The sequence below is a fragment of the Brenneria tiliae genome (genome assembly GCF_023347575.1).
In the GTDB taxonomy this organism is placed as follows: Bacteria; Pseudomonadota; Gammaproteobacteria; order Enterobacterales; family Enterobacteriaceae; genus Brenneria; species Brenneria corticis.
The window spans coordinates 240,931-265,753 of record NZ_JAKPCB010000102.1 but is presented as its reverse complement, the minus strand read 5'-3'; the positions used below and the strand labels follow the sequence as shown (position 1 = coordinate 265,753).

Below are 24,823 nucleotides of genomic sequence, written 5' to 3'. Positions count from 1 at the left end.
GACGACGTCAAAAAACGCGCCGGGCGTTTTTTTGGCGCTATTCCTTAGCGGTTATCCGTTTATTCCTCTGCGTCAGTCTTGCAATAGCGCAGGGTTCAGGTTTCAATACGCCGTCAGGGTTGTAAAGCCCTTGGCAAAATGATGTTACTCACGCTTACAGCGAACGATGATCCACCTATCCTGCGAATACCATGGAATGCCTGATGCTAAAGATTTTTAATACGCTGAGTCGCCAAAAAGAGGAATTCAAACCTATCCACGCTGGTCAAGTCGGGATGTATGTATGCGGGATCACCGTTTATGACCTCTGTCATATTGGTCACGGGCGTACTTTTGTGGCGTTTGATGTGGTGGCGCGGTATTTACGGTATTTGGGATATTCGCTGAAATACGTGCGCAACGTTACCGATATTGACGATAAAATTATCAAGCGGGCGGCGGAAAATGGTGAAAGCTGCGATCAACTCACCACCCGGATGATCGCCGAAATGCATGCTGACTTTGATGCATTGAATATTTTACGGCCGGATGAAGAGCCGCGCGCCACCCATCATATCGCCGAAATCATCGAACTGGTTGAAGCGCTGATTGCCCGACGCCACGCCTATGTGGCAAGTAACGGCGACGTGATGTTTTCCGTCGCCACCGCCCGCGGCTACGGCGCGCTCTCCCGTCAGGATCTGGATCAGCTCCAGGCCGGCGCGCGGGTCGAGATTACGGAAGTTAAACATAACCCGATGGACTTCGTGTTGTGGAAAAAGTCCAAACCCGGCGAGCCGCACTGGTCTTCGCCGTGGGGAGAAGGGCGCCCCGGCTGGCATATCGAATGTTCGGCGATGAACTGCAAACAGCTGGGCGAACATTTTGATATCCACGGCGGCGGTTCGGATCTGATGTTCCCGCATCATGAAAACGAAATCGCCCAATCCACCAGCGCGCACGACGGCCCGTATGTGAACTATTGGATGCATTCCGGCATGGTGATGGTCGATCGGGAGAAAATGTCGAAATCGCTTAATAACTTTTTCACTGTGCGCGACGTACTGGCCTATTACGATCCTGAGACCGTGCGCTATTTCCTGATGTCGGGCCACTACCGCAGCCAGCTGAACTACAGCGAAGAGAACCTGAAACAGGCGCGTTCCGCGCTGGAGCGGCTGTACACCGCGCTGCGCGGTACGGACGGCAGCGTGGAGGCGCAGGGCGGAGAGATCTTTGAAGCCCGCTTCCGTGAGGCGATGGACGATGATTTCAATACCCCGGAAGCCTATTCCGCGTTGTTCGATATGGCGCGGGATATCAACCGCCTGAAGACGGAAGACCCGCACGCGGCCAATCAGCTGGCGTCGGCGCTGCGTAAGCTGGCGAAAGTGCTCGGCCTGCTGGAGCAGGACCCGGAAGTGTTCCTGCAAAGCGGCGCGCAGACCGATGACGCCGAAGTCAGGGAGATCGAAGGGCTGATTAAGCAGCGTAAGGACGCCCGTCAGGCTAAAGACTGGGCGCTGGCGGACCAGGCGCGCGACCGGCTCAATGAGATGGGCATTATTCTGGAAGACGGGCCGCAGGGAACTACCTGGCGCCGTAAGTAATTCGTTGCCGCTTTAGCAAAATAAAACCCCGCCGGAGCGCTATCGGCGGGGTTTTTTATGCGGATATCCTAGGCGCCGACTTCCACCGCGGCGCCGTTAAACCGCACTTGCTGGCCGGCAACGATTTTGCAGCGCTTGCGCGTCTCCGTTTGTCCGTCGACGCTGACCTCTCCCGCGGCAATCGCCACTTTGGCCGCGGCGCCGCTTTCACTCCAGCCCAGCAGTTTCAGTAAATCGCACAGTTCAACGTGCGGGTGATCGTCGAGATGAAAAATTTCCATAATTTCCTGATTTATATGCGTTAAGTATGTATTACCGCGCGGCGTTATCGTGATACTCCTCGCAGGCCTGCAAGGTGTTCTGAATCAAGGTCGCGACCGTCATCGGCCCGACGCCCCCCGGCACCGGGCTGATATATGACGCTTTTTCCCGGGCGCCGTCGTAGTCTACGTCGCCGACCACCCTGCCGCTTTCCAGACGGTTGATGCCGACGTCCAGCACTATGGCGCCGGGTTTGATCCATTCGCCGGGAATAAAGCCGGGTTTACCCACGGCGACCACCAGCAGATCGGCGTTTTCAATATGGTGGCGCAGGTTCTTGGTGAAACGGTGAGTCACCGTGGTGGTGCAGCCGGCCAGCAGCAGTTCAAGGCTCATCGGGCGGCCGACGATATTGGAGGCGCCGACGACGACGGCGTTCAGGCCGAAGGTGTCGATATTGTAGCGCTGCAGCAGCGTGATAATCCCACGCGGGGTACAGGCCCGCAGCAGCGGCGCGCGCTGGCAAAGGCGCCCGACGTTATACGGATGGAAGCCGTCGACATCCTTATCGGGCGCGATGCGCTCAATCACCTTGGTATTATCAATGCCTGCCGGCAGCGGAAGCTGAACCAGAATACCGTCAATGGTGTCGTCCGCGTTAAGCTGGTCGATTAACCCCAGCAATTCGGATTCCGTCGTCGTGGACGGTAAGTCATAAGAACGTGAGATAAAGCCGACTTCTTCGCAGACCTTGCGTTTGCTGGCGACATAAATCTGTGATGCCGGATGCTCTCCAACCAGGATAACCGCCAGACCCGGCGCACGTTTACCCGCGGCCAGACGCTGTTTTACCTGCGCAGCGACTTCGTCTTTAACCTGCTGCGCAATCGTTTTACCATCAATAATCTTTGCTGCCATCTGAGATGAGATCCATCAATTTTAAATGCGGGGAAGTGGCGCTATTTTGTCAGAAGCCGCGCGCGCTGTCAGGCATTGTGTAAAGATAATCATAACAATGGCGGCTACCCTGGGCCGCCGCCATGGCGCCATCTATCTTGTCAGCACCAATTTTTGACTCCGTTGATGCCAGCGCCAGCCGCGTTGACCGCCATCAATCCGTACGCCGCCAAGCCAGCGTTCAGCCGGATAACAGTTCATCCAGTCCAGACGATTGGCCAGCAATGCGCGTCCAACCTCGGTCAGACTCAGGACGCCCGAGGCCGCATCCAGCGACAGCGCGGGTTCCGGCGCCAGCCTCAGTCCGTCGATAATGTCGTCCAGCATGATATCGCCCAGCCAGGGCAAGGGGTCATGGTGTTCCGTCAGAGTGTGAAAAAGCTGCTTTGGCGTGTGGGGACGTTCCGCCAGACAGCGCAGCGCCAGTTGTTCGGTCAGGCCCAGTCCATTCTCTACGCCGGGAAACTCCTGGCAATGGCGCAGTAGCGCCTGCGGCATAAAGGGAAGGTCGGTGGCAACCGCTGTCGCCAGCGACAGCAACGTCGAGGGATTATCCGAACGCAACTGTTCCCACACCTGACGGCCCAGACGGCATTGCAGCGGGGTAACGGGCTGACGCGTTTGCCACAGCAGCAGCAAAGCTTCGGTCGGCAACTGGCCGAGGCCGAGAAAACGGCGGCTGCCGGGGTAGCGATCGACGGTGACCATTTCGAGCAACGGAGCTGGGTTAGCGTCGAAATGAGCCAGGCAGCGTGCCAGAATCAGCTGATCGTAGCTGTCATGTTCAAACCATAATACGATGCGCCGATAATTTTCGCCGGCGGATAACAGCGTGTGTTCTTCCTGTTCACGCTGTTGCAGAAGCTGTTGCCGGCTGATGCCCATGCGCGAGGTGTAGTGGCTGGCGAGAAACGCTATCCGTTGCGGCAGCCAGTCGTCGCCGGCAAGCACCGGGCCCTGACAAAAAGGATCGCTATAGGCCAGATAGTCGCCCCGGAATCCGGCCTGCCGCAGCGGCTGCTGAATGTCTGAACCACAGCGGATATGTAAGGTGGAAAGCGCGTGATCCGGCGCTCTGCTCTGGGCGTCGATCACCTTTCTGGCGCGCGCCATCGCTTCTATATGCGCTTTCAATTTGGGCCAGCTTGGCAACCCTAATTCCTGGGCGATGATCCACTGCGCGTCGCTCAGTCGGTCGTACCGTTCCGCCAATTGCGCTGGCGTCAAACCGGGATGGTAACGGCTAAAGCGGGCAATTGCCTCGGGATGAGATTGCCTGATGGCATCGCGCAGCGCTTTAGCGCGTTTACGCTGTTGCTCAAGATTAATGCGAAAGGGTGAGGATAATACGGAAGATTGGGATGACGTCATGATTGCGCCCCTTTTCCAAGGTCCGAGTCCGCCAGTCAGACAGAAAAGGGAAAGCCGTATGGCATACCGATTCATCGATCATGGGCGCAGCCCTTCCCGCGGACAAGGTGGCGCTGATCGCGCCTCCAGCACGTTAGCAAAGCGTAATATAACTTTCAATGGTCATATGTTGCGTCAGGACGATAATCGTTTTCCGTTGCCGCCGCTAAAATCCCGCCTGCGCGCTATTGCGGTCAATATTTATATTGTCAGCTTATATTAATCATGCTAATTATTTGTTGCCATAAATAGTCATGTATATAATCCCATTGTTTATTTTCTCTGGTTTCGGTGCGCTTTTTATTCATCCTTTCATTTTTAAAATCACGGCTATACTTTAAATGATTTAATGTGTTTACGGTGTTTTACAATACGCCGACAGCATAAAACTGACGACTTAACAGGAGTTTAGGTATGAGCGTTACGAATGAATTGCACGTGGCAAAAAAAATATCATGGGGGAGCATTATCGGCGGCGTCATCACCGTGTTAGCCGTCTCGTTATTGCTCTCTACGCTTGGCACCAGCCTAGGTTTTTCGATTGTTGATCCGCTGTCCGACGATCCGGTCGACGGCGTTGGGAGCACGGTATTGGTTTGGTCCGCCGTTTCCATCATTATCAGCCTGGCGGTGGGGGCATTTATTGCCGGCCGACTGGCGGCGATGGATGGCTTGATTCACGGTTTCCTTGTCTGGGCGACGGCGCTTATCGTCGCCGCTATTTTAGGCAGCGCACTGCTGGGCGGCGCGGTAAAGGCGACCGGCAGCGCGTTGGGTTCGGTGGCCTCGTTGACCGGTAACGTTATCTCCGGCGCCGGTTCCGCCGTAGGCGGCGGTTTGCAGGGGATGGCCAATATCGGCGGACAGGCATTTGATAATCTGAATCTGGACACCGAGCTGCAACCTGAAGCGATGACCGATGAAGTGGCCGCGGCCTTACGCAAAAGCAATATCGCCTCATTACAGCCGGACTTTGTGCAAACGCAGTTGCAGGGCGCCAAAAAGGAAATCGGCGAAGCGGTAAAAGCGCTGGCCATCAACCCGAATAACAGCGATGCCGTTATTCAAACGCTGACCGACAAGCTGAAAAAACGCGGCGAAGCGTTAACGCAAGACGTCGATCGCGACAGCTTGACCAGGGCGCTGGCTGAAAACACCTCGATGTCGCAGGAAGAAGTGAATAAAACCGTTGATAACCTGATTGCCGCCAAGCAGAAAACGGCGCAGTTGGTCGAGCAGCGCCTGAATGACGTTGAAGCCGGTATCGAACAGGCGAAACAGCAGTATGCCGAACTGAAACAGGCCGCGCGTGAAGAGGCCGCCGTCGCCGCTTCCGCCGTGGCTCACGCCGCGTTGTGGTCTTTCTTTGCGTTGCTGATTGGTGCGATCGTCAGTGCGCTGGCGGGACTGTGGGGCGTTAAAACCTGCAACAGATACTTTGTGCGTTAACCTTGCCGGTCGGCTAAAAACGCCGACCACCATCGGTTAAGCATGTGAGATATCCTCACCACGGGGCAGGCCGGGTAAATGGAGACCGCGCCCCGTGATTCCCCCCTCGCCGGACTGGCGTACGCCATAGCGCGATTCGGTATCGTACAAACTAATCTATTATTAAATCCAAACCTGGATATTGACGAGCGTGGCTTCCCCGCCATCAAACCGTCGGTTGCCGCGCGTCTGGCTTGGCTGATTTTTATCGTATCTTCGATGACTCTCTCATTTACGTGGTGGTTTTTTTAAGCAATTGTGATGGGATGTTTGTAATATTATGAACAAATAGTGCGCAAACCACGTAGCTAAAGGAGGAGAAGGATCTACCACGATATTTACTTCAGAAGGCCGATAACTGACCGGAGGTAAAGAAAATGGACATAGAAACCCGGATGATTGAGTTGATTGTTCAGTCTGGAGAAGCGCGCTCCTGCGCGATGGAGGCTTTGCGCTCTTCCCGCAAGCGGGAGTGGGAGCAGGTGGATCAGCTATTGAAGATGGCTGCAACGGCCGTTCGTAAAGCGCAGTCTATCCAGACGGAATTTATCAGCGGCAATGGAAATAAGGAAAAAATCAACCTCGACCTGATCATCATCCATGCTCAGGATCACCTGATGAATGCGATATTGTGCCGTGAACTGACTGAAGAAATTATTGCGCTTAGAAAAGAGCTATACGCTAAATAATTCGAGTTGCGGCAAGCGAGCGAATCCCCAGGCGCTTGCTACTTAGAACCTTCCCCCGGAGCAAGCCATCGACAAACGGCGCGCCAGCGCAGTTATGCGTTTTGCTCGTCGGCGCAACCCTCCCCCTGATTTTCACCCATAAATTTAAAGTATGGTCACCTCGTCGCAATATAAATCGCTGCAAAACCGCTGCTGGAACAACCTTTGAACCATTTATGCGGAAATTGATGGAACATTGAAGCTAAAAGCAGCAACTCCGTAGTGATTTTGTTGAGATTGCCGCATTTTCCCGCCCTTATCCCCCGTATTGACAGCGCATTCTTCTCATGGTCTGTTTGAACCAATTAAGAATTGGGATGAACCAATGAATAAAGCCATCGAGATGAAAACGGCTGAGAACGCCAATTACGCGCTGGAACGATTACGGGAGCTGTTAAGCGAAAGCGCCATTGAACCAAACGGCAAACTACCGACGGAGCGGACGCTTTCGGAGCGTTGGGGCGTCGGCCGGCGGGAAGTCCGGCGCGCGCTGGAAGTGGTGGAGGCCGAGGGGCTTATCTGGCGTAAACAGGGCGCCGGAACCTTTCTCGGCCCCAAGCCCGACAATTGGAGCCGTCACGCCGCCAACCTCGTCGAAGGAACCAATTTTATGGAGATCATGGAGGTCAGGCTGCGCATCGAGCCGCAGTTGGCGCAACTGGCGGCGTTGCGCGCCAAGCCGCAAGATATCGAACGCATGCGGGCGCTGAGCGAAAAAATTCACCAACGGACCGACGCCGACTGGCGCGAACTCTGGGATGGCTCGCTGCACCGCCTGATTGCGCAAAGCGCCGGCAACCAGCTTTTTCTGTCGCTGTTCGATGTGGTTAACCGCGTGCGGCAAGATCCGGCCTGGCAGGCGATACGCGATCTGGCGCGCCGGCAAAACGCCTCGATGGCTGAATCGCGCGCCCACCATAACGAGATTATAGAGGCCATCGCCGCACGTGACCCGCAAAGGGCCGGCGAGGCGATGCGCCGACATTTGCTCAGTCTGCAGGAACGGCTGATCCGTCAGACGTCGCTGGGCTACTTCACGCCGGAGACGGCGGGAGAGGCAGCCGACTGAGATTTTAGACCGGCCGGCGATTCGGCCGGCGACAACCGACCAGAGGAATGACGACATGAACCGACTTACCAGACAGACCGGGCTTTTGCTGGCCGGGACGTTGATGGCCGCTACGGCGTCTGCAGCGGAATTGCGTATTGGTTTACAGGATGATGCCGACGTGCTGGATCCCGCGCAGTCCCGAACTTTCGTGGGGCGTATCGTCTACACCAGCCTGTGCGACAAACTGGTGGATGTGGACAATACCCTGTCGATCATTCCTCAGTTGGCGACCAAATGGGAGTGGGGCGATAACGGCGGCACGCTGACCATGGATCTGCGTCAGGGGGTGGTGTTCCACGACGGCACGCCGTTCAACGCCGAGGCGGCCGTCTATAATATCGACCGTTATATGACGATGCCGGAATCGCGCCGCAAGAGCGAGCTGGCCTCCGTCGCCAAAGTAGAGGCCAGCGGCGCATACCAGATCAAGTTTACGCTGAAAAGCCCGGACGCCAGCCTGCTGGCCCAGCTATCCGACCGCGCCGGCATGATGATTTCCCCCGCCGCCGGCAAGAAGCTGGGGGCCAATTTCGGCTCCAACCCGGTGTGCTCCGGCGCCTTTAAATTTGTTCAGCGCGTTCAGCAGGATCGCATCGTGCTGGAAAAATTCGCCGACTACTGGAATGCGCAAAATATCTTTATCGATAAGATCACCTTCCTGCCGATCCCGGATACCACGGTTCGCCTGGCCAACCTGCAATCCGGCGAGCTCGACCTGATCGAACGCATCTCGGCGTCCGATGTCGATGCCGTCAAAAAAGATTCGAACCTCGTCTACGGCAAAGTCGTCGGTCCGGGCTATATGGCGCTGTACGTCAATATCGGCAATGGCGCGCAGGCCGATAACCCGTTCGGCAAGGATAAGCGCCTGCGGCAGGCTTTCTCGCTCTCCATCGACCGTGAGGCGATCAACCAGGTGGTATATGAAGGCACCGCGCTGGCCGGCAACCAGCCGTGGCCGTCCACCAGCCCGTGGTACAACAAAGCGATACCGGTTCCGGCGCGCGACGTCGCGAAAGCCAAGTCGCTGCTGAAAGAGGCCGGTTTTGAGAAATACGACATCGAGCTGCAGCACGCCAACAACACCACGCAGACCCAGATGATGCAGGTAATTCAGTCAATGGCGGCCGAAGCCGGCTTTAACGTCCGCCTGAAGGCGACCGAATTCGCCACCCTGCTTGCCGAGCAGACGGCGGGCAACTATGTGCTGTCGCGCTCCGACTGGTCCGGGCGTCCCGATCCGGACGGCAATATTCATCAGTTTGTGACCTGTAAAGGCGGCATCAACGACACCAAATATTGCAACCCGCAGGTCGACGCGCTGCTTAACGACGCCCGCGCCTCGACGGACAACGCGGTGCGCAAAGCCAAATACGATGCCGCGACCAAAATTCTGGATGACGATTTGCCGCTGATCTACCTCGGCCATCAGGCTTATCTCTACGCCTACGCCAAAAAAATCGCCGGCTTCGAGCCGTCGGCCGACGGCATGATCCGCCTGACCGGGGTCAAGAAAGGCGACTAGCGCCGTTTCGTCCACACGCCGGGAGCGCCGGACGCGTCTCCCGGGGTATCCGGTTAAGCCTTGCCTGAATGAGGAGTCGCCTGCATGCACATCTACATCGGTAAACGGCTACTGGTAGCGATACCGACGCTGTTAATTATCTCTATTTTCGTTTTTTCACTGCAAAAGCTGCTGCCGGGCGATCCGATACTGGCGATGGCGGGAGAAGAGCGCGATCCGGCCGTTATTGAACTATTGCGCGACAAGTACCGGATGAACGATCCCGTGGTTTATCAATATTTCTACTGGCTTGGCGACGTGGTTCAGGGGGATTTCGGCGTATCGCTGCGCACCAATCAGCCGGTGCTGGAGCTGATTGGCGAAAAACTGCCGGTCACCATCCAGCTTGCGTTGATGTCGATGTTTTTCGCGCTGATTATCGGCGTGCCGATCGGGATTCTGGCGGCGGTAAAACAAAACACGGCGATTGATTATCTCGCCAATATCGTTGCGCTCTCCGGCCTCTCCATTCCCAACTTTTGGCTCGGCATTATGCTGATCCTGCTGATTTCCGTAAATCTGGGCTGGCTGCCGGCATCGGGCTATGAGTCGATATTCGTCGATCCGGCGCGCTCGCTGAAAACCACCATTATGCCCGCTTTCGTGCTCGGCACGGCGCTGGCGGCGACGCTGATGCGCCATACCCGCTCGGCGATGCTCTCGGTGATGAAGTCGGACTATATCCGCACGGCGCGCGCCAAAGGGCTTTCCAACCGCGAGGTGGTGCTCAGCCACTCGTTGCGCAATGCGCTGTCGCCGATCGTCACGCTGACCGCGCTGCTGTTTGGCGAGCTGCTGGCCGGCGCGGTGCTGACCGAACAGATCTTCACCATTCCCGGTTTCGGCAAGCTGATTGTCGATGCGGTGTTCAACCGCGACTACGCGGTGGTGCAGGGCGTGGTGCTTTGCACCGCCGTGGGCTTTATTTTCATGAATCTGCTGGCCGATGTCATCGCCGTGCTGCTTAATCCGCGGATGAGGAGCGCGCTATGAGTCTTTCCGAAACACAGTTGCCCGCGCCGCAGGCCGTACCGGGCAATCGCGCCTGGAAAAAGATGAAGCGCAATCGCAGTTCGATCGCCGGGCTGATCATCATCGTCTTTTTCGCTCTGCTGGCCGTTCTGGCTCCCGTACTGCCGCTGGCCGATCCCTTCGCCACCAGTTGGAGCGCGATTCGCCAGGCGCCCTCCGCGGCGCACTGGCTCGGCACCGACGATATCGGCCGCGACGTGCTTTCCCGCATGGTATGGGGCGCGCAGGCGTCGCTGATGGCCGGCGTTATCTCCGTCGCCATCGCCGTGCTGACCGGGGTGCCGTTCGGCCTGATTGCCGGCTACTTCGGCGGCTGGGTCGATCAGGTGATTTCGCGTATTACCGAGGCGTTTCTCGCCATGCCTTTTCTGATTATGGCGATAGCGCTGGCGGCGTTTCTCGGCCCGAGTCTCACCAACGCGATGATCGCCATCGGCCTCTCCGCCATGCCGATTTTCGTGCGGCTGACGCGTTCGCAGGTGCTGGCGGTGAAAAACGAGGACTATATCGAAGGCGCCCGCTCCATCGGCCTCGGTCACGGCGATATTCTGCTGCGCTATATCCTGCCGAACATTCTGCCGCCGATTATCGTCCAGTCGACGCTGACGGTGGCCACCGCCATTATCGCGGAGGCCAGCCTCTCTTTTCTCGGTCTGGGCCAACAGGCGCCGGCGCCCAGTTGGGGCTCTATGCTTAACGTCGCCAAGAACTTCCTGACGCAGGCGCCGTGGATGGCCTGGTGGCCGGGCGCGGCGATTTTCCTGGTGGTTATCGGTTTCAATCTCCTGGGCGATGGTCTGCGCGATGCGCTCGATCCGCGCGAAAATTAACATACAGAAGGATATCGTTATGCCCGCATTCACCACACGCCCCGAGATCCTCGGCACCTTCGGCGTCGTCGCCTCGACTCACTGGATGGCCTCGGCCGTCGGCATGAGCATACTGGAAAAAGGCGGCAACGCGTTTGACGCCGCCGTGGCGACAGGTTTTGCCTTGCAGGTGTTCGAACCCCACCTGAACGGCCCCGGCGGCGATATGCCCGCCGTTATCTATTCGCGCAAGAAAGATAAGGTGGAAGTGATCTGCGCGCAGGGCACCGCGCCGGCCGGCGCGACCATTGAGCACTATACCGCCGAAGGGCTGGATTTGATCCCCGGCGACGGGCTGCTCGCCACCGTGATCCCCGGCGCGTTCGACGGCTGGATGCTGATGCTGCGCGATTACGGCACCCTGGGCGTGCGCGAAGTCCTGGAACCGGCGATCCACTATCTGGAGAACGGCCATCCGCTGCTGCCGCGCGTCGCCGCGACCATCAAGGATCTGGGCGAGTTTTTCCGCCGGGAGTGGCCGACCTCCTATGAAACCTGGCTGCCGGGCGGCGTCGCGCCCACGGCGCTGTCAAACTTTAAAAACCCGGCGCTGGCCGAAACCTGGAAACGTATTATCCGCGCAGCCGAAGCCAGACCCGGCCGCGAGGCGGGCATTGACGCCGCGCGGGATGCCTTTTACCGCGGCTTCGTCGCCGAGGCGATCGGCGAATACCTGAAAACGGCGGAGGTGATGGACGCCAGCGGCACGCGCCACAAGGCCGTGCTGACCGCCGAAGATCTGGCCAACTGGCGCGCCACCGTCGAGGAGCCGGTCACCTATGACTATCATGGCTGGACTATCGCCAAGACCGGGCCGTGGGGGCAGGGACCGGTGCTGCTGCAAGCGCTGGCGCTGCTCAAGGGCTTCGATATCGGGGCGATGGATCCGAACGGCGCTGATTTCGTCCACACCGTGGTGGAGGCGATGAAACTGGCCTACGCCGATCGCGAAGTCTATTACGGCGATCCCGCCTTTTCGCCGGTGCCGCTGGCAACACTGCTTGCGGAGGATTATAACCGGGAACGCCGCCGGCTGATTGGCGCGCAGGCGTCGCTGGAATTGCGCCCCGGCCGCTTACCCGGTTTTGAAGCGCAGCACGATCTCACCATGACGATGCTGGACGCCATGAGCGGCAGCGGCGCGGTCTACGAACCGACCATGTCGCACCTCAGCGAAAAACGCGGCGACACGGTTCATATTGACGTTATCGACCGCGAGGGCAATATGGTTTCGGTCACGCCGTCCGGCGGCTGGCTGCAATCCTCCCCGATCATTCCGGGGCTTGGCTTCTGCCTCAACTCCCGCGCCCAGATGTTCTGGCTGAAACCCGGCCTGCCGACCTCGCTGGCGCCCGGCAAACGTCCGCGCACCACGCTGACGCCGTCGCTGGCGCTGTATCAGGGCAAGCCGACGCTGTCATTCGGCACGCCCGGCGGCGATCAGCAGGACCAGTGGCAGCTGGCCTTCTTTCTGCGCTACGCGCATTTCGGCATCAACCTGCAACAGGCCATCGACCTGCCGCTGTTCCATACCGCGCATTTTCCCGGTTCGTTCTATCCGCGTACCCGCCAGCCGGGCAATGTGATGATCGAAAGCAGTATCGGCGAAGCCACGCTGGCGGCGCTGAAGGCGCGCGGCCATGACATCTCCACCGCCGCCCCCTGGACCATCGGGCGTTTGACCGCCGCGCGCCGTGATGCCGACGGCCTGCTGCACGCGGCCGCCACGCCGCGCCTGATGCAGGCATACGCGATTGGCCGCTGATGAATTAGACGACACCGGACGCTTATCGAAGCCGATGGTTTTCCGCAGGCTCCATGCGCCGCCGACAGACGCCTGATAGTGAGGAAAAAGATGACTAGCAATGTGATAAAGCCTGCGCCGGAAACCGTGCTTGCGGTTCGCAATCTCACCGCCGCCTTCCGGGTGGACGGACAGTGGAAATCGGTTGTGCGCGATATTTCCTTCGAGGTAAAGGCCGGAGAGACGGTGGCCGTGGTCGGCGAAAGCGGCTCCGGCAAAAGCGTCACCTCGCTTGCCATTATGCGCCTGCTCGATCCCCGCTCGAGCCGCATTGCGGGCGAGATTATCCTCAACGGCAGAGATATCCTCGCCTTGTCGGAAAAGGAGATGCGCGCGGTGCGCGGCAATGAGGCGTCGATGATCTTTCAGGAGCCGATGACGTCGCTAAACCCGGTTTTCACCATCGGCAGGCAGATTTCAGAGGTGCTGCGGCGCCATAAAGGCATGGGTAAAACCGAAGCGCGGGCGGAAACCATCCGGCTGCTGGAAAAGGTGCGAATCCCCAACGCGCAGAGCCGTTTCGACGAGTACCCCCATCAGTTCTCCGGCGGCATGCGTCAGCGCGTGATGATCGCCATGGCGCTGGCCTCGCGGCCCAAACTGCTGATTGCCGATGAGCCGACCACCGCCCTGGATGTGACGATTCAGGGCCAGATACTGGATCTTATCAAACAGTTGCAGGAAGAGGACGGCATGGCCGTGCTGTTTATTACCCATGATATGGGCGTGGTGGCGGAAATCGCCGACCGCACCCTGGTGATGTTTCGCGGCGATCGGGTAGAGACCGGCGCCACCGGCGATATCTTTCATCATGGGAAACACCCTTACACCCGGGCGCTGCTGGCGGCGGTGCCGACGCTGGGCTCAATGAAGGGGCACGCCTGGCCGCTGCGTTTCCCGCACATCGATATGGCAAGCGGAGCCATCACCGCCGCCAAAGATGTGCCGGATACGGTGGCCGGCGGCCAAACGCCGGTGCTATCGGTAAAGAATCTGGTGACGCGCTTTGATATTCGCTCCGGCCTGCTGGGTCGCGCCAGCGGCGCGGTACACGCGGTGGAGAACATTTCGTTCGACCTCTTTCAGGGGGAAACGCTGTCGCTGGTGGGCGAGTCCGGCTGCGGGAAATCCACTACCGGCCGCTCCATCAGCCGGCTGATCGAACCGCGCAGCGGTGAAGTGATGCTCGACGGGTTCGATGTGCTGAATCTCGATATGATCGGCCTGCGCACCATGCGCCGCAGCGTGCAGATGATCTTCCAGGATCCGTTCTCCAGCCTCAATCCCCGCATGACGATAGGCGCGGCCGTCGCCGAACCGATGATCAAGCACCGGCTGGCGACCCACGGCGAGGCGCGGCAACGGGCCGCCGACCTGCTGGAACGGGTGGGATTATCGCCGGCGATGATGGACCGTTATCCCCACGAATTTTCCGGCGGCCAGCGCCAGCGCGTGGCGATTGCCCGTGCGCTGGCGCTCAAACCGAAGGTGATCATCGCCGATGAGAGCGTTTCCGCGCTCGATGTGTCGATCAAAGCGCAGATATGCAACCTGCTGCTCGATCTGCAAGAGCAGTTCAAGATTGCGTTTCTGTTTATTTCCCATGATATGGCTGTGGTGGAGCGCGTCAGCCACCGGGTGGCGGTGATGTGCCTGGGGGAAATCGTCGAGATCGGCCCGCGCGCGGCGATTTTCGCCAACCCGCGCCATCCCTATACCCAAAAGCTGATTGCCGCCGTACCGGTTCCGGATCCAGCGCGGCGCGGCTTTCGCCGCAACGCCGCCATCGATGAACTGCGCAGCCCCGTCCGGCCGCTCGGTTATATTCACCCGCCGCGGACTTATACCGAGGTCGGCCCCGGACACCTGGTGATGGAGAATTTCGCCTCTGGATGAAAACGCCCATCCATTCGCCAACCGTTTAATCCGGCTCGGCTTGCCATTTTGCAGGAAGGCGCCCGGCCAAATATATGCGGCGCAATGGGCCGCGATGCTGGTATGATGCTGGGTGAAAAATCGACGTTTTTGTCGAATCGGAGAGCTGATTAAGATGAAACCACTATTCATTGCCGGCGCGTTCTGCCTAACGTTGTCGCTGACCGTATTGGCTCAGGCGCAGCCCCCATCGACCGATTCTGCGGCGTCGAAACCAATCGGCCAGAGGAACCTGGCGCAGGAAGAAAAAAACCGGGCGCTGGTGATTGAGTTTTATACCGCCGTTTTGAGTCATCGCAATGTTGATCTGGCGTATCGCTATCTGAGCGAAGATTACATCCAGCATAATCCGTTCGCCGCAACGGGGCGGGAAGCGTTTGTGGACTATTTCCGCGACTATTTTGCGCGCTATCCGCAGGCCGAAAGCCATATCATTCGCACCGCAACCGACGGTAATCTGGTTTATCTGCACGTTTTCGCTAAAAACGATCCGCAGGATATCGGACGTGCCGTGGTCGATATTCTACGCGTGGACAACGGCAAGATTGTAGAGCACTGGGACGTCGTGCAGCCGGTGCCGCAAGAAAGCGCCAACCAAAACGGTATGTTTTAAGCTACGGGCAATGCGCATGTAACCCCGATATTGGCGTTTTCACACTGCTGTCGTAGCCGTTGAAACCAATAGCCATACCGACGCTAAGGATGGATAAAAGCCTCCATCCCTACTTGAGCCTGTCTTAAAACTTGGTTGGCACCGTTATATTTTTTGCGCCGTCCAAAGCATAAACATCTTCGCCAAGCCATTTCCATCTGAACGGCCCCGGCTGCGCTCAGAATTTGCCGATAAAAATGTGATTCAGATCACTAAAAATGGCGCTTGAAATTTTTTCCGCCGTCACCATGTTGTCTGGTAGACAAGCGATGCTTGCCTTATAGGTTGAACTTTTGAATGTCTGGTAACGTATATTCAGGAGGTTAATTATGGCGCTAAGAACCTTGTCGTTATTCCCTGACGTCTCCAATACGCTTTTTTCCGATCGCTTTAACCGCATTGACCGGCTATTCAGTCAGCTAACCGGGGATGCGCCTTTATCAACAACGCCGTCATATGATATCCGCCGTCTGGATGACAGCCGCTATGGCATCACGCTGAGCGTTCCCGGCTGGAAAGAAGACGAGCTGGATATAAAAACGGCGGGCGGGCAGCTGATCGTTTCCGGTAAACGCGAAGAGGAAAATAATGCTGAAGAGGAAAACTGGCTGCATCGGGGGATTAGCCGTACGGATTTCAGCATCAGCTATTCCCTGCCTGAGCATGTGAAAGTGCAGGGGGCGGCTCTGGAAAACGGTCTGCTGACCATTGAGCTCTACCAGGAAATTCCGGAAAGCGAAAAACCGCAAAAGATCGCCATCGACAATCGCAGTAAGGCCATTGAACATCAGGCTTAATGGCCCGCTGACGTCACATCGCGACAGGGCGCGGTTGCCGCGTCCTGTCGTTTTTTTCAGTGGCTGAAAATCTTGCCGCCTAATCCGCCATCATCCATTCGTCGGCATCGTTAAACATCTCTTCAACCAGACGATTCAGGATGGCTTTATCCGATTTGCTGGCGTCGGTATTAATCCCGTTCGCCTGCATGGCTTTCGCCGTGACCGCCGCGTCGGGGAATACGCGCCGCACGCGCTTTTCCAGCTCGCTCTCAATCAGGGCGTGAGCATTATTCAGCCCGGCAACGTTGCGTTTATCGTATACAAGTTCAACAAACATGAAATACCTCATTATCAACTGTTTGGATATACAGTAATGGGGCGGGGCGGTTTTGAAAAGAGGATTAAGACAAAATAATCGCGATGCCGTTTCCTGGCGCATTTTTATCGTACCGATTGCATTACCGGCAGGCTTATTTATACTGTATAAAAAAACAGTATAGGTGTGCCATGTTGGTAATGAGTGCGATTGAGAATCCTGACGAACTGAGTCTGCCATTGTTTAATGACCTCATCCCCGCGGGCTTTCCAAGCCCGGCGCAGGATTATGTCGAACAGCGTATTGACTTAAACAAGGTATGCGTGCGCCATCCCAGCGCGACATATTTTTTGCGTGTGAGCGGGGAGTCGATGGTCGAGGGACATATCAGCGATGGCGACCTGCTGGTCGTTGACAGCTCGCTGGAGGCCAGACATGGGGATATCGTGATTGCGGCGGTTGACGGCGAATTTACCGTGAAGCGGTTACAAACCGCGCCGCGCCTGGCGCTGCTGCCGATGAACCCCGCCTATCAGCCCATTTATATCCACTCGGCGGAGTGCCTGGATATCTTCGGGGTGGTCACCTACGCCATACATGCGACACGTTAATGTACGCGCTGGTTGATGTGAATGCGTTTTATGCGAGTTGCGAGACGGTCTTCCGCCCCGACTTGCGCGGCCGGCCGGTCGTTGTGCTCAGCAACAACGATGGCTGCGTGATCGCCCGATCGGCGGAGGCCAAAAAACTCGGCATCAAAATGGCGATGCCTTTTTTCCATATCCGCGACCTGGTCAAGCGTTATGGTGTCGCTGTTTTTTCTTCAAATTATGCGCTCTATGCGGATATGTCCTGCCGCGTGATGACCATCCTGGAAGAGATGGCCCCCGCGGTTGAGGTGTACAGTATTGATGAGGCATTTTTAGATTTAACGGGGGTCGGCAACTGTGTGGATTTGACGCAGTTCGGCCACCACGTACGGGAGCGTGTTTTGCGGGAGGCTCATTTGATCGTCGGGATTGGGATAGCGCCGACGAAAACCCTGGCAAAACTGGCGAATTTCGCCGCCAAACAGTGGAGTAAAACGGGTGGGGTGGTCGATCTTTCAAACGTCGATCGCCAGCGAAAACTTTTAAGCCTGATCCCCGTCGAGGAAGTCTGGGGCGTTGGGCGCCGGCTGTCGCGCAAACTGAGAAGCTCGGGCATAGACAGCGCGTTGCAACTCTCCCAGTGTAATTCGTCATATATTCGGAAATCGTTCAATGTGGTATTGGAGCGCACCGTTCGCGAACTGCGCGGGGAATCCTGCCTGGACGTTGAGGCGCTGGCGGCGCAAAAACAGCAGATCGTCAGTTCCCGCTCATTCAGCTCGCGGGTCACTCACTATGACGATATGAGGCAGGCGGTTTGTTTATACGCCGAGAGAGCGGCCGAGAAACTACGGCGGGAGCGACAATATTGCAAACAGGTTTCCGTGTTTATCCGAACCAGCCCGCATGCCGGGAACGAGACGTTCTATAGCAACCAGTCCATGGGCGTATTATCGATACCCTCCAACGACACGCGCGATATTGTCCGAGTGGCCGTTGAATCGTTGCAGCGAATATGGCAACCGAATTGCCGCTATATAAAAGCGGGAGTGATGCTCAACGATTTCTACAGCCGTGGAATCGCCCAGCTCAACCTGTTTGATAGCCATCAACCCCAGCCGCACAGTGAAGCATTAATGTCGGCGATTGATAAAATCAACCACAGCGGTAACGGAAAAATCTGGTTTGCCGGGCAGGGCGTTTGCCAGTCGTGGGCCATGAAAAGAGAAATGCTCTCCCCGGCATACACCACCCGGCTATCTGATATCCCTGCGGTAAAAATGTGATTATGTAAAGGGGGTATTTTCTATTGGCGAGCTGACGGCTATAGCGTCGTCTCACTGTTATCAGGTACGGAAGCCGATAATTACAGGGGGTTTAATCTGAGGCAGTCTGTCCTGGAAGCGCGTTTAAAGATTCATAATCAATTTCAGAATCATTCTCTTCAAGTAACTGAGTTAGTGAAAGAAGGGTATCGAATTCATGCAGAAGTATTTCTGCATCAGATTTAAGCGGATTATCCGCTGAATCAAGCGCGGCGTTGATGGCTTTTTTAACGTTATCAACCATTTCGTTTACGCCACCGTTTTTGCCGATGGTCAGTAACAAGGCTCCAATGAGTAGTGACTGCGCCTCTACTCGGGCCGCAAGAAGCTTGGCTTCCGCATCCATCTTGGAAATCTTGGTGACCATGCTAATAATTACGTTTTTCATAATACCCCCTTTTTTTCGCCAGCTTAACCTGTTAGTAAAATAAGGGCGAGATTTCTTTGATGAAAAAACGAATTTCCTTGTGGTTGTTGGGGCGCCCGCCATGTTCCACCATTGGTTCTGGCCATATCGCTTGGCGCTGCCCTGTTACTGCCAGCCGTATTCTCCGGCAGGTCAGTTCACTGTCCGGTCTGTCTGAGAAGACTCAACGGACCACCCGACGTGAACACTGATCTATCAGTTCGCCGGGCAGTAGTGTTAGGATTTGATATGACTTTTATATCTGATGGTCATTCCATTTGTGATGATGGTGAATTATCGTATCAACAAATAATTTCGCACCATAGCAACATATTCCCAACTTTTAAATTTCATTACAACCCGTCAATAGGCTCAACCGAATATTTTACCCATTCATCTCGTAAAATACTCATTATTTTCGTATCCCATCTTTCGTTGCCGACTCTTGCAGAGGATCGTCGAATACCTTCAGCAATAAATCCTACGCGGGTATATATTTTGATGGCTTTTTTATTCCAGGTATAGACGTTAAGTTCCGTTCGCTCTATGTCAGCATAAGAAAATGCTTTTTCTAAAACCTTGCGAATCATTGGCGCTGCCAAACCACTTCCCTGTCTTTGGGGCGAAATTACAACCCTGCCAATTATGGCCGTCCCATTCCTCCAGTCAAAAGCAAGCTGGCAGTGGCCGCATAAGTCTCCTGCATGATCTTCAAGCATCCAGCACAAACGGTTTGGTGGTGTAGTCTTTGTTTCAATAAGCATCGCGTTAAATTGTGCTTCATTAAGCGGATAATACAGAGTCGTTCCTCCCCATTGGACAACTTCTTTTTCATTGAAAAACCAATCAGCCAATATTGAGAAATGTTGTTCAGTAAAAGAAATAAGACGGAGTTTATTATTCGAAGAGTTTGTTTTTTTATTCTGGAGAGACGCCGACATGTCCATAACCAATCTATCGCCCCGTATGTTACTTTGATACGAATGAAAATATCACAAACAAAATAGCTGATCAAAACACAATTTAATACAGCATTTCATTAGGTTCTGTCTTCTACTACGCAGATCGTCGTTTCGTGATAATCGATACCCCCAAACCTTTCCGCCTGGATTTTTTGCGGATGATTAGCCGGATAAGGTCATGGATTATATCCGGTTTTGAGTGAGGGGAAAATATGGCTTATTGGTTGACCCAGTTTTCTACCCGTAGTCCTGGCACGCGTTCAAACTCGCGAATATTATTTGTAACCAGTATCAAGCCTGACGAACGAGCGTGCCCTGCCAGCATGGCATCATACGGACCGATGGACGTTCCTTTTTTTGCCAGTTCTGCGCGAATCTGGCCAGTATGAACGGCAGCCTCGAAGCCATAGGTTTGTACTTCCAGACGCGCAGAAAAACCTTCAATCACGGCCAGATTCTTTTCCGGATTAACCGATTTCTCTGCGCCATAGATCAGTTCCATCAGCGTGATAGCACTAATCGCAAATTGCCCGTAATAGCGTTGGAACGCGTCCCTGACTTCCTGCGGTTTGTTCTTTATGGTGTAAATACAGATATTGGTATCAAGCAGATATTTGAGCATCAGAAATCTTCCCTGATTTGTTCATCAGGCTGTTCCCTGCTACTCATGAAATCAGACGTTACCCCAGTCCCTTCAAACCAACTATCCCAGCTTTCGCCTGCGGGAGTGATAATACGCGTGCGGCCAATAGCGACGATGTCGACATGTTTCACATCATCAGGCAGTGCAACGGCTTTAGGGAGCCGTACCGCCTGGCTGCGATTGCTTTTGAATACCGTTGTTTTCTCCATGGTAACCTCCGTGGATAAATTTTGTTCTATCACTAGCATAAAATGTTATTGGGATATGTCAATGGGATATACATCGGTGGCGGTGTTTCTATGTTATTAGGCAAGAAATGCGATAATGCCAAGTATGTGGACACTTACCGTCAGGGCAGCCAGTACACAAGTCATGAGTGACAGTCATTCATGAGTGGAGCAGGGTTTTTGGTCAGGGGGGTTCATTGAACGGGCTTGTACCATCAGATGTACCAACAAAGATTACTTGATGTACATTGATGTACATTGATGTTGATAGAGTCCAGTTGAGTGAAAATAGCCGAGTTAAGGTTAATTCACTGAATTTTAGGCATAAAAAAAGACGTCGGTTGACGTCTGTTTACTTCGAAATGGTACGCCCTACAGGATTCGAACCTGTGACCTACGGCTTAGAAGGCCGTTGCTCTATCCAACTGAGCTAAGGGCGCATTGCGAGGGGGGGGTATGACAATGCGTTGCAGTAACAGTGGGCTGGATTATACCCACCCGCCCCGGTGAGTCAACGGATCGGCGTTCGATTTCCTCCATACGGCGAATCCCTGTACAACTCGGGGAATATCTTCTTCTCCGGCGCTGTTTTTGTACCGCCGCGAGCTTTATTATGCTACGTGATAAAAGTATGGCTATTTCATCCTTATCTGCTGTGACTGTTCGGTTATTCTTTGTATGGTTATACGTGGGCAGGAGCCTGCTGTTGCTACACTGCATCACCGATGAATGATAATTTAACCTGTCTGACGCGTGCGGTTGTTTTAAAGTCCGCCACTTCTGTCGAACCTGGGAACCTTGCTATTTATGCGTACTTTGTTATCTGCGTTATTGCGTATTTTTCTGTTGGCAATGTTGGTATCGCCCGTCGGGTATGTGGCGGCGGCAGACCCGGATCCTCAGTCGTCATCAGATGAAACTCCGGTGAAAATAAATGTCGATGCCGAACTGGTGAAGCTGCAAAAGCAGCTGGACGGCATTAAGCAGCAGGTTTCAGGCGCCAACAGCGACGGTAAATTCGGCGCCCTGAACGACACCACGCAGCTACTGGTCGGCAGCGCCGACGATTTGTCCGCGGCGGTCGCGCCGCTGCGCGCGCAGTTACAGGCGCAGCTGGATGTTTTGGGGCCTGCGCCTGAGGCGGGTTCTTCCATCAACGAAACCAATGAAGTCACCCGCAAGCGCAACAGCCTGAACGCCCAAAAGGCGAAGGTGGATGCGCAGATTGAGCAAATTCAGGCGCTGCGCGCCAGTGCCGCGAATCTTTCGGCGCAGATTGTTACGCTGCGGCGTAATGCGTTGAAAACCCAGCTGGCATTGAATTCCGGCAGTATTTTGGGCGCGCGTTTCTGGTCTCCACTAATAAATCCGCAGGCGGAAGATTGGCGTAAGCTGAGCGCGTTTCAGCAGCAGTTAGGCACAGCGTTTACGGCGTCCTGGGGACCCGATTGGCGTTATGGTTCCGCTTTTTATCTGTTGATCGCGGCGGTGCTGGTCAGCGCGGGGCGGCGCTATATGGAGAAATACCTGACCTGGGCCGGGATTAATATATTGCCGGAAGGGCGGTTGAGACGCAGTTTTCTGGCGACGGCCAGCGTTATCTCCACGGTACTGACCATCGGCATCGCCGCAAATTTACTCGATTTCACCTTTACCCGTCATGGCGAGGCGTCTGAACGGGTGGCGGCATTTCTGGATGCGCTGACGCAATTATCCATCTTTTGTTCGATGATTGCGGGACTGGGGCGCGCATTTCTCTCGAATCATCGGCCTTCCTGGCGGTTGCCGGCGATCTCCAACCCGGTAGCCAAGGCCATGAAGCCTTTCCCGGTGATCGCGGCGGTGTTTATTCTGGTGTTTGGTATTGTTGAACAGGTTACGGCCACCGTGGGAACGTCGGTGTCGGCCACCATTATGGTGAATGGTTTATCCGCGCTATTTCTGGCCCTCACCGCCGGCACCATCGCGCTGAAAAGCGATCAGATTCGCCGCCAGATGGTACATTCCGGCACACAGCCGGAAGCGCGTTCTACGCTGGCCGGGTTGATTCATCTGGCTGTGCTGGTGACTTCACTGTCTGTGCTGATTTCGCTGCTGATTGGTTATATTTCGCTGGCCAGGTTCCTGACCTATGAACTGGTGTGGATCGGCATGGTTTTTTCATGCCTCTATCTGTTCTCGACATTTGTTACCGATATCTGCGAAAGCGTCTTTTCTCCCAACAATATCAGCGGGAGACGCATTAAAAACTCCCTCAATCTCGACGACCGGCATTTGGCGCAGGCAACGGCGCTGCTTTCCGCCAGCGGAAAGGTTTTTTTGATTTTGATGGCCGCTGTCGCGTTACTGAACGGGACTTTCGGCACCACCACCCCGCTGGAGCTGGTGCAAAAGGCCGCCGAGCTATGGGGCGGCAAGGGGCTGGAAACGTTAAGCATTGTGCCGGCCCATTTGGTTAATGCGGTGCTTTTCCTGGTTATCGGGATCTATGTCTTGCGCTCGTCAAAGCGCTGGCTGGAGGATGAGTTTCTTCCCAAGACCATGATGGATCGCGGCATCCGGGCGTCGCTGGTGACGTTATTCAGCAATATCGGTTATATCCTGATCATTCTGCTGACGCTGGCGACGCTGGGTATTCAGTGGAATAAGCTGGCATGGATCGTCAGCGCGCTGTCGGTGGGTATCGGTTTCGGCCTGCAGGAGATCGTAAAAAACTTTATTTCCGGTTTGATTCTGCTCACCGAACGGCCGGTCAAGGTCGGCGATCTGGTGAATATCAGCGGCGTGGAAGGGGATATCCGGCGCATTAACGTCAGGGCGACGGAGATTCAGCTGGGCGACCGTTCGACGGTGATTGTGCCCAATTCGCAGTTTATTTCGCAGAACGTGCGCAACATTACCATGGGGAATGCGCTTGGGGTGGCGACGCTGGCGCTGACGTTCCCGCTGGATATCGATCCCGAGGAGGTCAGAACCATTCTGCTGGACGCTTACACTGACCATGAATCGATACTGGAGTCGCCGGAGCCTTCCGTTACCTTCAGTCAGTTAACCCCGACGGGTATGGTGTTGAGCGTGACGGGCTATGTCAACAGCCCGCGCCTGGTGGCCGGTGCGAAGAGCGATCTGCTGTTTGATATTATCCGCCGCCTGCGGGCGTCTAGTATTCCTTTGGCGGTGCCGCAGAGAATGGTGTTGGAAAACTCTGCCGCCGATTTGCACGATGGTATTGAAGAGAAAGCGTAAAAAATAGAGGCTCCCGCGTTGATGGCGGGAGCCTGTTTGTGCCGCGGACGGTCTGTTATTTAACCTGTTGCTTCACCATCTCAATATAGATTTCCCGCAGGCGGCGGGTTACCGGGCCGGGTTTTCCGTCGCCGATGGTTTTGCCGTCAAGCTTGACCACCGGTAAAACGAAGGTGGTGGCCGAACTGATAAAGATTTCACTGGCGTGATAGGCTTCTTCCGGAGTGAAAAGCCGCTCTTCCAGTTTGATTTGAGCATCCGCAGCCAGTTTCAACAGCGACTGGCGGGTAATACCGTGCAGAATGTCGTTACTTAACGGGCGGGTCACGACGGTATTATCGTGCAGGACGATATAACAGTTGCAAGAGCTGCCTTCGGTAATAAATCCGTTTTCCACCAAAAAGGCATCATCGGCGTGCTGGGTATGGGCGTACTCTTTCGCCAGACAGGCGGCCAACAGACCGACCGTTTTAATATCGCGGCGGTGCCAGCGGATGTCGGGGCTGGTGACGACATGCAGACCGGTATCCGCCTTCGGGTTTTCCAGCACGGCGCGCGCCTGAGTGAACAGCACCAGCGTCGGTTTTACGTCAGCTGGCGGGAAGTGGAAGTCGCGATCGCCGGCGTTGCCGCGGCTTAACTGTAAATAGATCGCGCCTTCTTTCATGCCGTTTTTTTCGATCAGGGCGTAATGAATATCTTTCAGTTCGGCGGGGCCAACGGGCAGCGTAAGCGACAGCTCGCGGCAGGAGCGTTGCAGACGAGCCAGATGACCGTCAAACTCGGCCAGTTTACCATTTACCACCGCGGTCACTTCATATACGGCATCGGCAAAAAGGAAACCGCGGTCGAATACCGAAACTTTGGCTTCGCTTTCCTGCACATATTGCCCATCAACATAAACAAGACGTTGCATTACAACACTCCTT

24 protein-coding genes and 1 tRNA gene are annotated in these 24,823 nt (G+C 55.5%); 15 read left to right on the top strand and 10 right to left on the bottom strand.

What is annotated here, in order from left to right; all coding sequences use genetic code 11:
• The first annotated feature begins 203 nt into the window (after positions 1 to 203).
• Positions 204 to 1,589 (top strand): cysteine--tRNA ligase, encoded by a 1,386-nt coding sequence (cysS, locus tag MFP24_RS19875; RefSeq protein WP_249232005.1) that lies wholly within the window; start codon positions 204 to 206, stop codon positions 1,587 to 1,589.
• 68 nt (positions 1,590 to 1,657) lie between these two features.
• Here cysS and ybcJ read toward each other — a convergent pair whose 3' ends face one another.
• The 3 genes from ybcJ to MFP24_RS19860 all read right to left on the bottom strand — a co-directional run bounded on the left by ybcJ (position 1,658) and on the right by MFP24_RS19860 (position 4,178).
• Positions 1,658 to 1,870 (bottom strand): ribosome-associated protein YbcJ, encoded by a 213-nt coding sequence (ybcJ, locus tag MFP24_RS19870; RefSeq protein ID WP_249232004.1) that lies wholly within the window; start codon positions 1,868 to 1,870, stop codon positions 1,658 to 1,660.
• Between the two features lie 31 nt (positions 1,871 to 1,901).
• Complete coding sequence (gene folD, locus MFP24_RS19865; protein ID WP_249232003.1) at positions 1,902 to 2,768, bottom strand: bifunctional methylenetetrahydrofolate dehydrogenase/methenyltetrahydrofolate cyclohydrolase FolD; 867 nt, start codon at positions 2,766 to 2,768, stop codon at positions 1,902 to 1,904.
• Between the two features lie 132 nt (positions 2,769 to 2,900).
• On the bottom strand, positions 2,901 to 4,178 hold the full coding sequence (locus MFP24_RS19860; RefSeq protein WP_249232002.1) for a DUF1835 domain-containing protein: 1,278 nt from the start codon (positions 4,176 to 4,178) through the stop codon (positions 2,901 to 2,903).
• Between the two features lie 58 nt (positions 4,179 to 4,236).
• On the opposite strand from MFP24_RS19860, the gene MFP24_RS19855 reads away from it, so the two are divergent.
• The 11 genes from MFP24_RS19855 (at position 4,237) to MFP24_RS19805 (ending at position 16,197) form a co-directional block, all read left to right on the top strand.
• Positions 4,237 to 4,440 carry a hypothetical protein gene (locus MFP24_RS19855; protein ID WP_249232001.1) on the top strand — a complete coding sequence of 68 codons (204 nt, stop codon included), beginning with the start codon at positions 4,237 to 4,239 and terminating at the stop codon, positions 4,438 to 4,440.
• Positions 4,441 to 4,631: 191 nt separating this feature from the next.
• Complete coding sequence (locus tag MFP24_RS19850; RefSeq protein WP_249232000.1) at positions 4,632 to 5,666, top strand: CAP-Gly protein; 1,035 nt, start codon at positions 4,632 to 4,634, stop codon at positions 5,664 to 5,666.
• 416 nt (positions 5,667 to 6,082) lie between these two features.
• Positions 6,083 to 6,394, top strand: a complete 312-nt coding sequence (locus MFP24_RS19845; RefSeq protein WP_249231999.1) for a PTS lactose/cellobiose transporter subunit IIA — start codon at positions 6,083 to 6,085, stop codon at positions 6,392 to 6,394.
• 364 nt (positions 6,395 to 6,758) lie between these two features.
• Complete coding sequence (locus MFP24_RS19840) at positions 6,759 to 7,502, top strand: FadR/GntR family transcriptional regulator (RefSeq protein ID WP_249231998.1); 744 nt, start codon at positions 6,759 to 6,761, stop codon at positions 7,500 to 7,502.
• Positions 7,503 to 7,557: 55 nt separating this feature from the next.
• Positions 7,558 to 9,069: an ABC transporter substrate-binding protein gene (locus tag MFP24_RS19835; protein ID WP_249231997.1), complete on the top strand. Its 1,512-nt coding sequence runs from the start codon at positions 7,558 to 7,560 to the stop codon at positions 9,067 to 9,069.
• An 84-nt stretch (positions 9,070 to 9,153) separates the two neighbouring features.
• Complete coding sequence (locus MFP24_RS19830; RefSeq protein WP_249231996.1) at positions 9,154 to 10,101, top strand: ABC transporter permease; 948 nt, start codon at positions 9,154 to 9,156, stop codon at positions 10,099 to 10,101.
• Positions 10,098 to 10,970, top strand: a complete 873-nt coding sequence (locus MFP24_RS19825; RefSeq protein WP_249231995.1) for an ABC transporter permease — start codon at positions 10,098 to 10,100, stop codon at positions 10,968 to 10,970. The genes MFP24_RS19830 and MFP24_RS19825 overlap by 4 nt, the downstream gene beginning before the upstream one ends.
• Before the next feature lie 19 nt (positions 10,971 to 10,989).
• On the top strand, positions 10,990 to 12,774 hold the full coding sequence (locus MFP24_RS19820) for a gamma-glutamyltransferase family protein (RefSeq protein WP_249231994.1): 1,785 nt from the start codon (positions 10,990 to 10,992) through the stop codon (positions 12,772 to 12,774).
• A gap of 90 nt (positions 12,775 to 12,864) precedes the next feature.
• Complete coding sequence (locus MFP24_RS19815; protein WP_249231993.1) at positions 12,865 to 14,709, top strand: ABC transporter ATP-binding protein; 1,845 nt, start codon at positions 12,865 to 12,867, stop codon at positions 14,707 to 14,709.
• A gap of 154 nt (positions 14,710 to 14,863) precedes the next feature.
• Complete coding sequence (locus MFP24_RS19810) at positions 14,864 to 15,361, top strand: nuclear transport factor 2 family protein (RefSeq protein ID WP_249231992.1); 498 nt, start codon at positions 14,864 to 14,866, stop codon at positions 15,359 to 15,361.
• A gap of 368 nt (positions 15,362 to 15,729) precedes the next feature.
• Complete coding sequence (locus MFP24_RS19805; RefSeq protein WP_249231991.1) at positions 15,730 to 16,197, top strand: Hsp20 family protein; 468 nt, start codon at positions 15,730 to 15,732, stop codon at positions 16,195 to 16,197.
• A 79-nt stretch (positions 16,198 to 16,276) separates the two neighbouring features.
• Here the strand turns inward: MFP24_RS19805 and MFP24_RS19800 are convergent, their stop codons facing one another.
• Positions 16,277 to 16,516: a DinI-like family protein gene (locus MFP24_RS19800; protein ID WP_249231990.1), complete on the bottom strand. Its 240-nt coding sequence runs from the start codon at positions 16,514 to 16,516 to the stop codon at positions 16,277 to 16,279.
• A 170-nt stretch (positions 16,517 to 16,686) separates the two neighbouring features.
• Here MFP24_RS19800 and umuD point away from each other — a divergent pair, with 170 nt between their 5' ends.
• Entirely contained in the window at positions 16,687 to 17,106 is a 420-nt protein-coding gene (gene umuD, locus MFP24_RS19795; protein ID WP_249231989.1) for a translesion error-prone DNA polymerase V autoproteolytic subunit, read from the top strand.
• Positions 17,106 to 18,371, top strand: coding sequence for a translesion error-prone DNA polymerase V subunit UmuC (gene umuC, locus MFP24_RS19790; protein WP_249231988.1), 1,266 nt, complete (start codon positions 17,106 to 17,108; stop codon positions 18,369 to 18,371). The genes umuD and umuC overlap by 1 nt, the downstream gene beginning before the upstream one ends.
• A 91-nt stretch (positions 18,372 to 18,462) precedes the next feature.
• Here the strand turns inward: umuC and iraP are convergent, their stop codons facing one another.
• The 5 genes from iraP to MFP24_RS19765 all read right to left on the bottom strand — a co-directional run bounded on the left by iraP (position 18,463) and on the right by MFP24_RS19765 (position 21,088).
• Entirely contained in the window at positions 18,463 to 18,798 is a 336-nt protein-coding gene (gene iraP / locus MFP24_RS19785; protein WP_249231987.1) for an anti-adapter protein IraP, read from the bottom strand.
• Between the two features lie 371 nt (positions 18,799 to 19,169).
• Positions 19,170 to 19,757 carry a GNAT family N-acetyltransferase gene (locus MFP24_RS19780; RefSeq protein ID WP_249231986.1) on the bottom strand — a complete coding sequence of 196 codons (588 nt, stop codon included), beginning with the start codon at positions 19,755 to 19,757 and terminating at the stop codon, positions 19,170 to 19,172.
• Positions 19,758 to 19,995: 238 nt separating this feature from the next.
• Positions 19,996 to 20,400, bottom strand: coding sequence for a type II toxin-antitoxin system tRNA(fMet)-specific endonuclease VapC (gene vapC, locus MFP24_RS19775; protein WP_249231985.1), 405 nt, complete (start codon positions 20,398 to 20,400; stop codon positions 19,996 to 19,998).
• Positions 20,400 to 20,630 carry a type II toxin-antitoxin system VapB family antitoxin gene (vapB, locus tag MFP24_RS19770; RefSeq protein ID WP_249231984.1) on the bottom strand — a complete coding sequence of 77 codons (231 nt, stop codon included), beginning with the start codon at positions 20,628 to 20,630 and terminating at the stop codon, positions 20,400 to 20,402. Before vapB ends, vapC begins: the two co-directional genes overlap by 1 nt.
• 381 nt (positions 20,631 to 21,011) lie before the next feature.
• Positions 21,012 to 21,088: transfer RNA gene (locus MFP24_RS19765), tRNA-Arg, on the bottom strand.
• Positions 21,089 to 21,455: 367 nt separating this feature from the next.
• Between MFP24_RS19765 and MFP24_RS19760 the strand changes: the two genes are divergently transcribed.
• Complete coding sequence (locus tag MFP24_RS19760; RefSeq protein ID WP_249231983.1) at positions 21,456 to 23,894, top strand: DUF3772 domain-containing protein; 2,439 nt, start codon at positions 21,456 to 21,458, stop codon at positions 23,892 to 23,894.
• Between the two features lie 55 nt (positions 23,895 to 23,949).
• Here the strand turns inward: MFP24_RS19760 and MFP24_RS19755 are convergent, their stop codons facing one another.
• The gene (locus tag MFP24_RS19755) at positions 23,950 to 24,810 is read right to left on the bottom strand and encodes a D-amino-acid transaminase (protein WP_249231982.1); all 861 of its coding nucleotides are present in this window, start codon (positions 24,808 to 24,810) and stop codon (positions 23,950 to 23,952) included.
• Between the last annotated feature and the right edge of the window lie 13 nt (positions 24,811 to 24,823).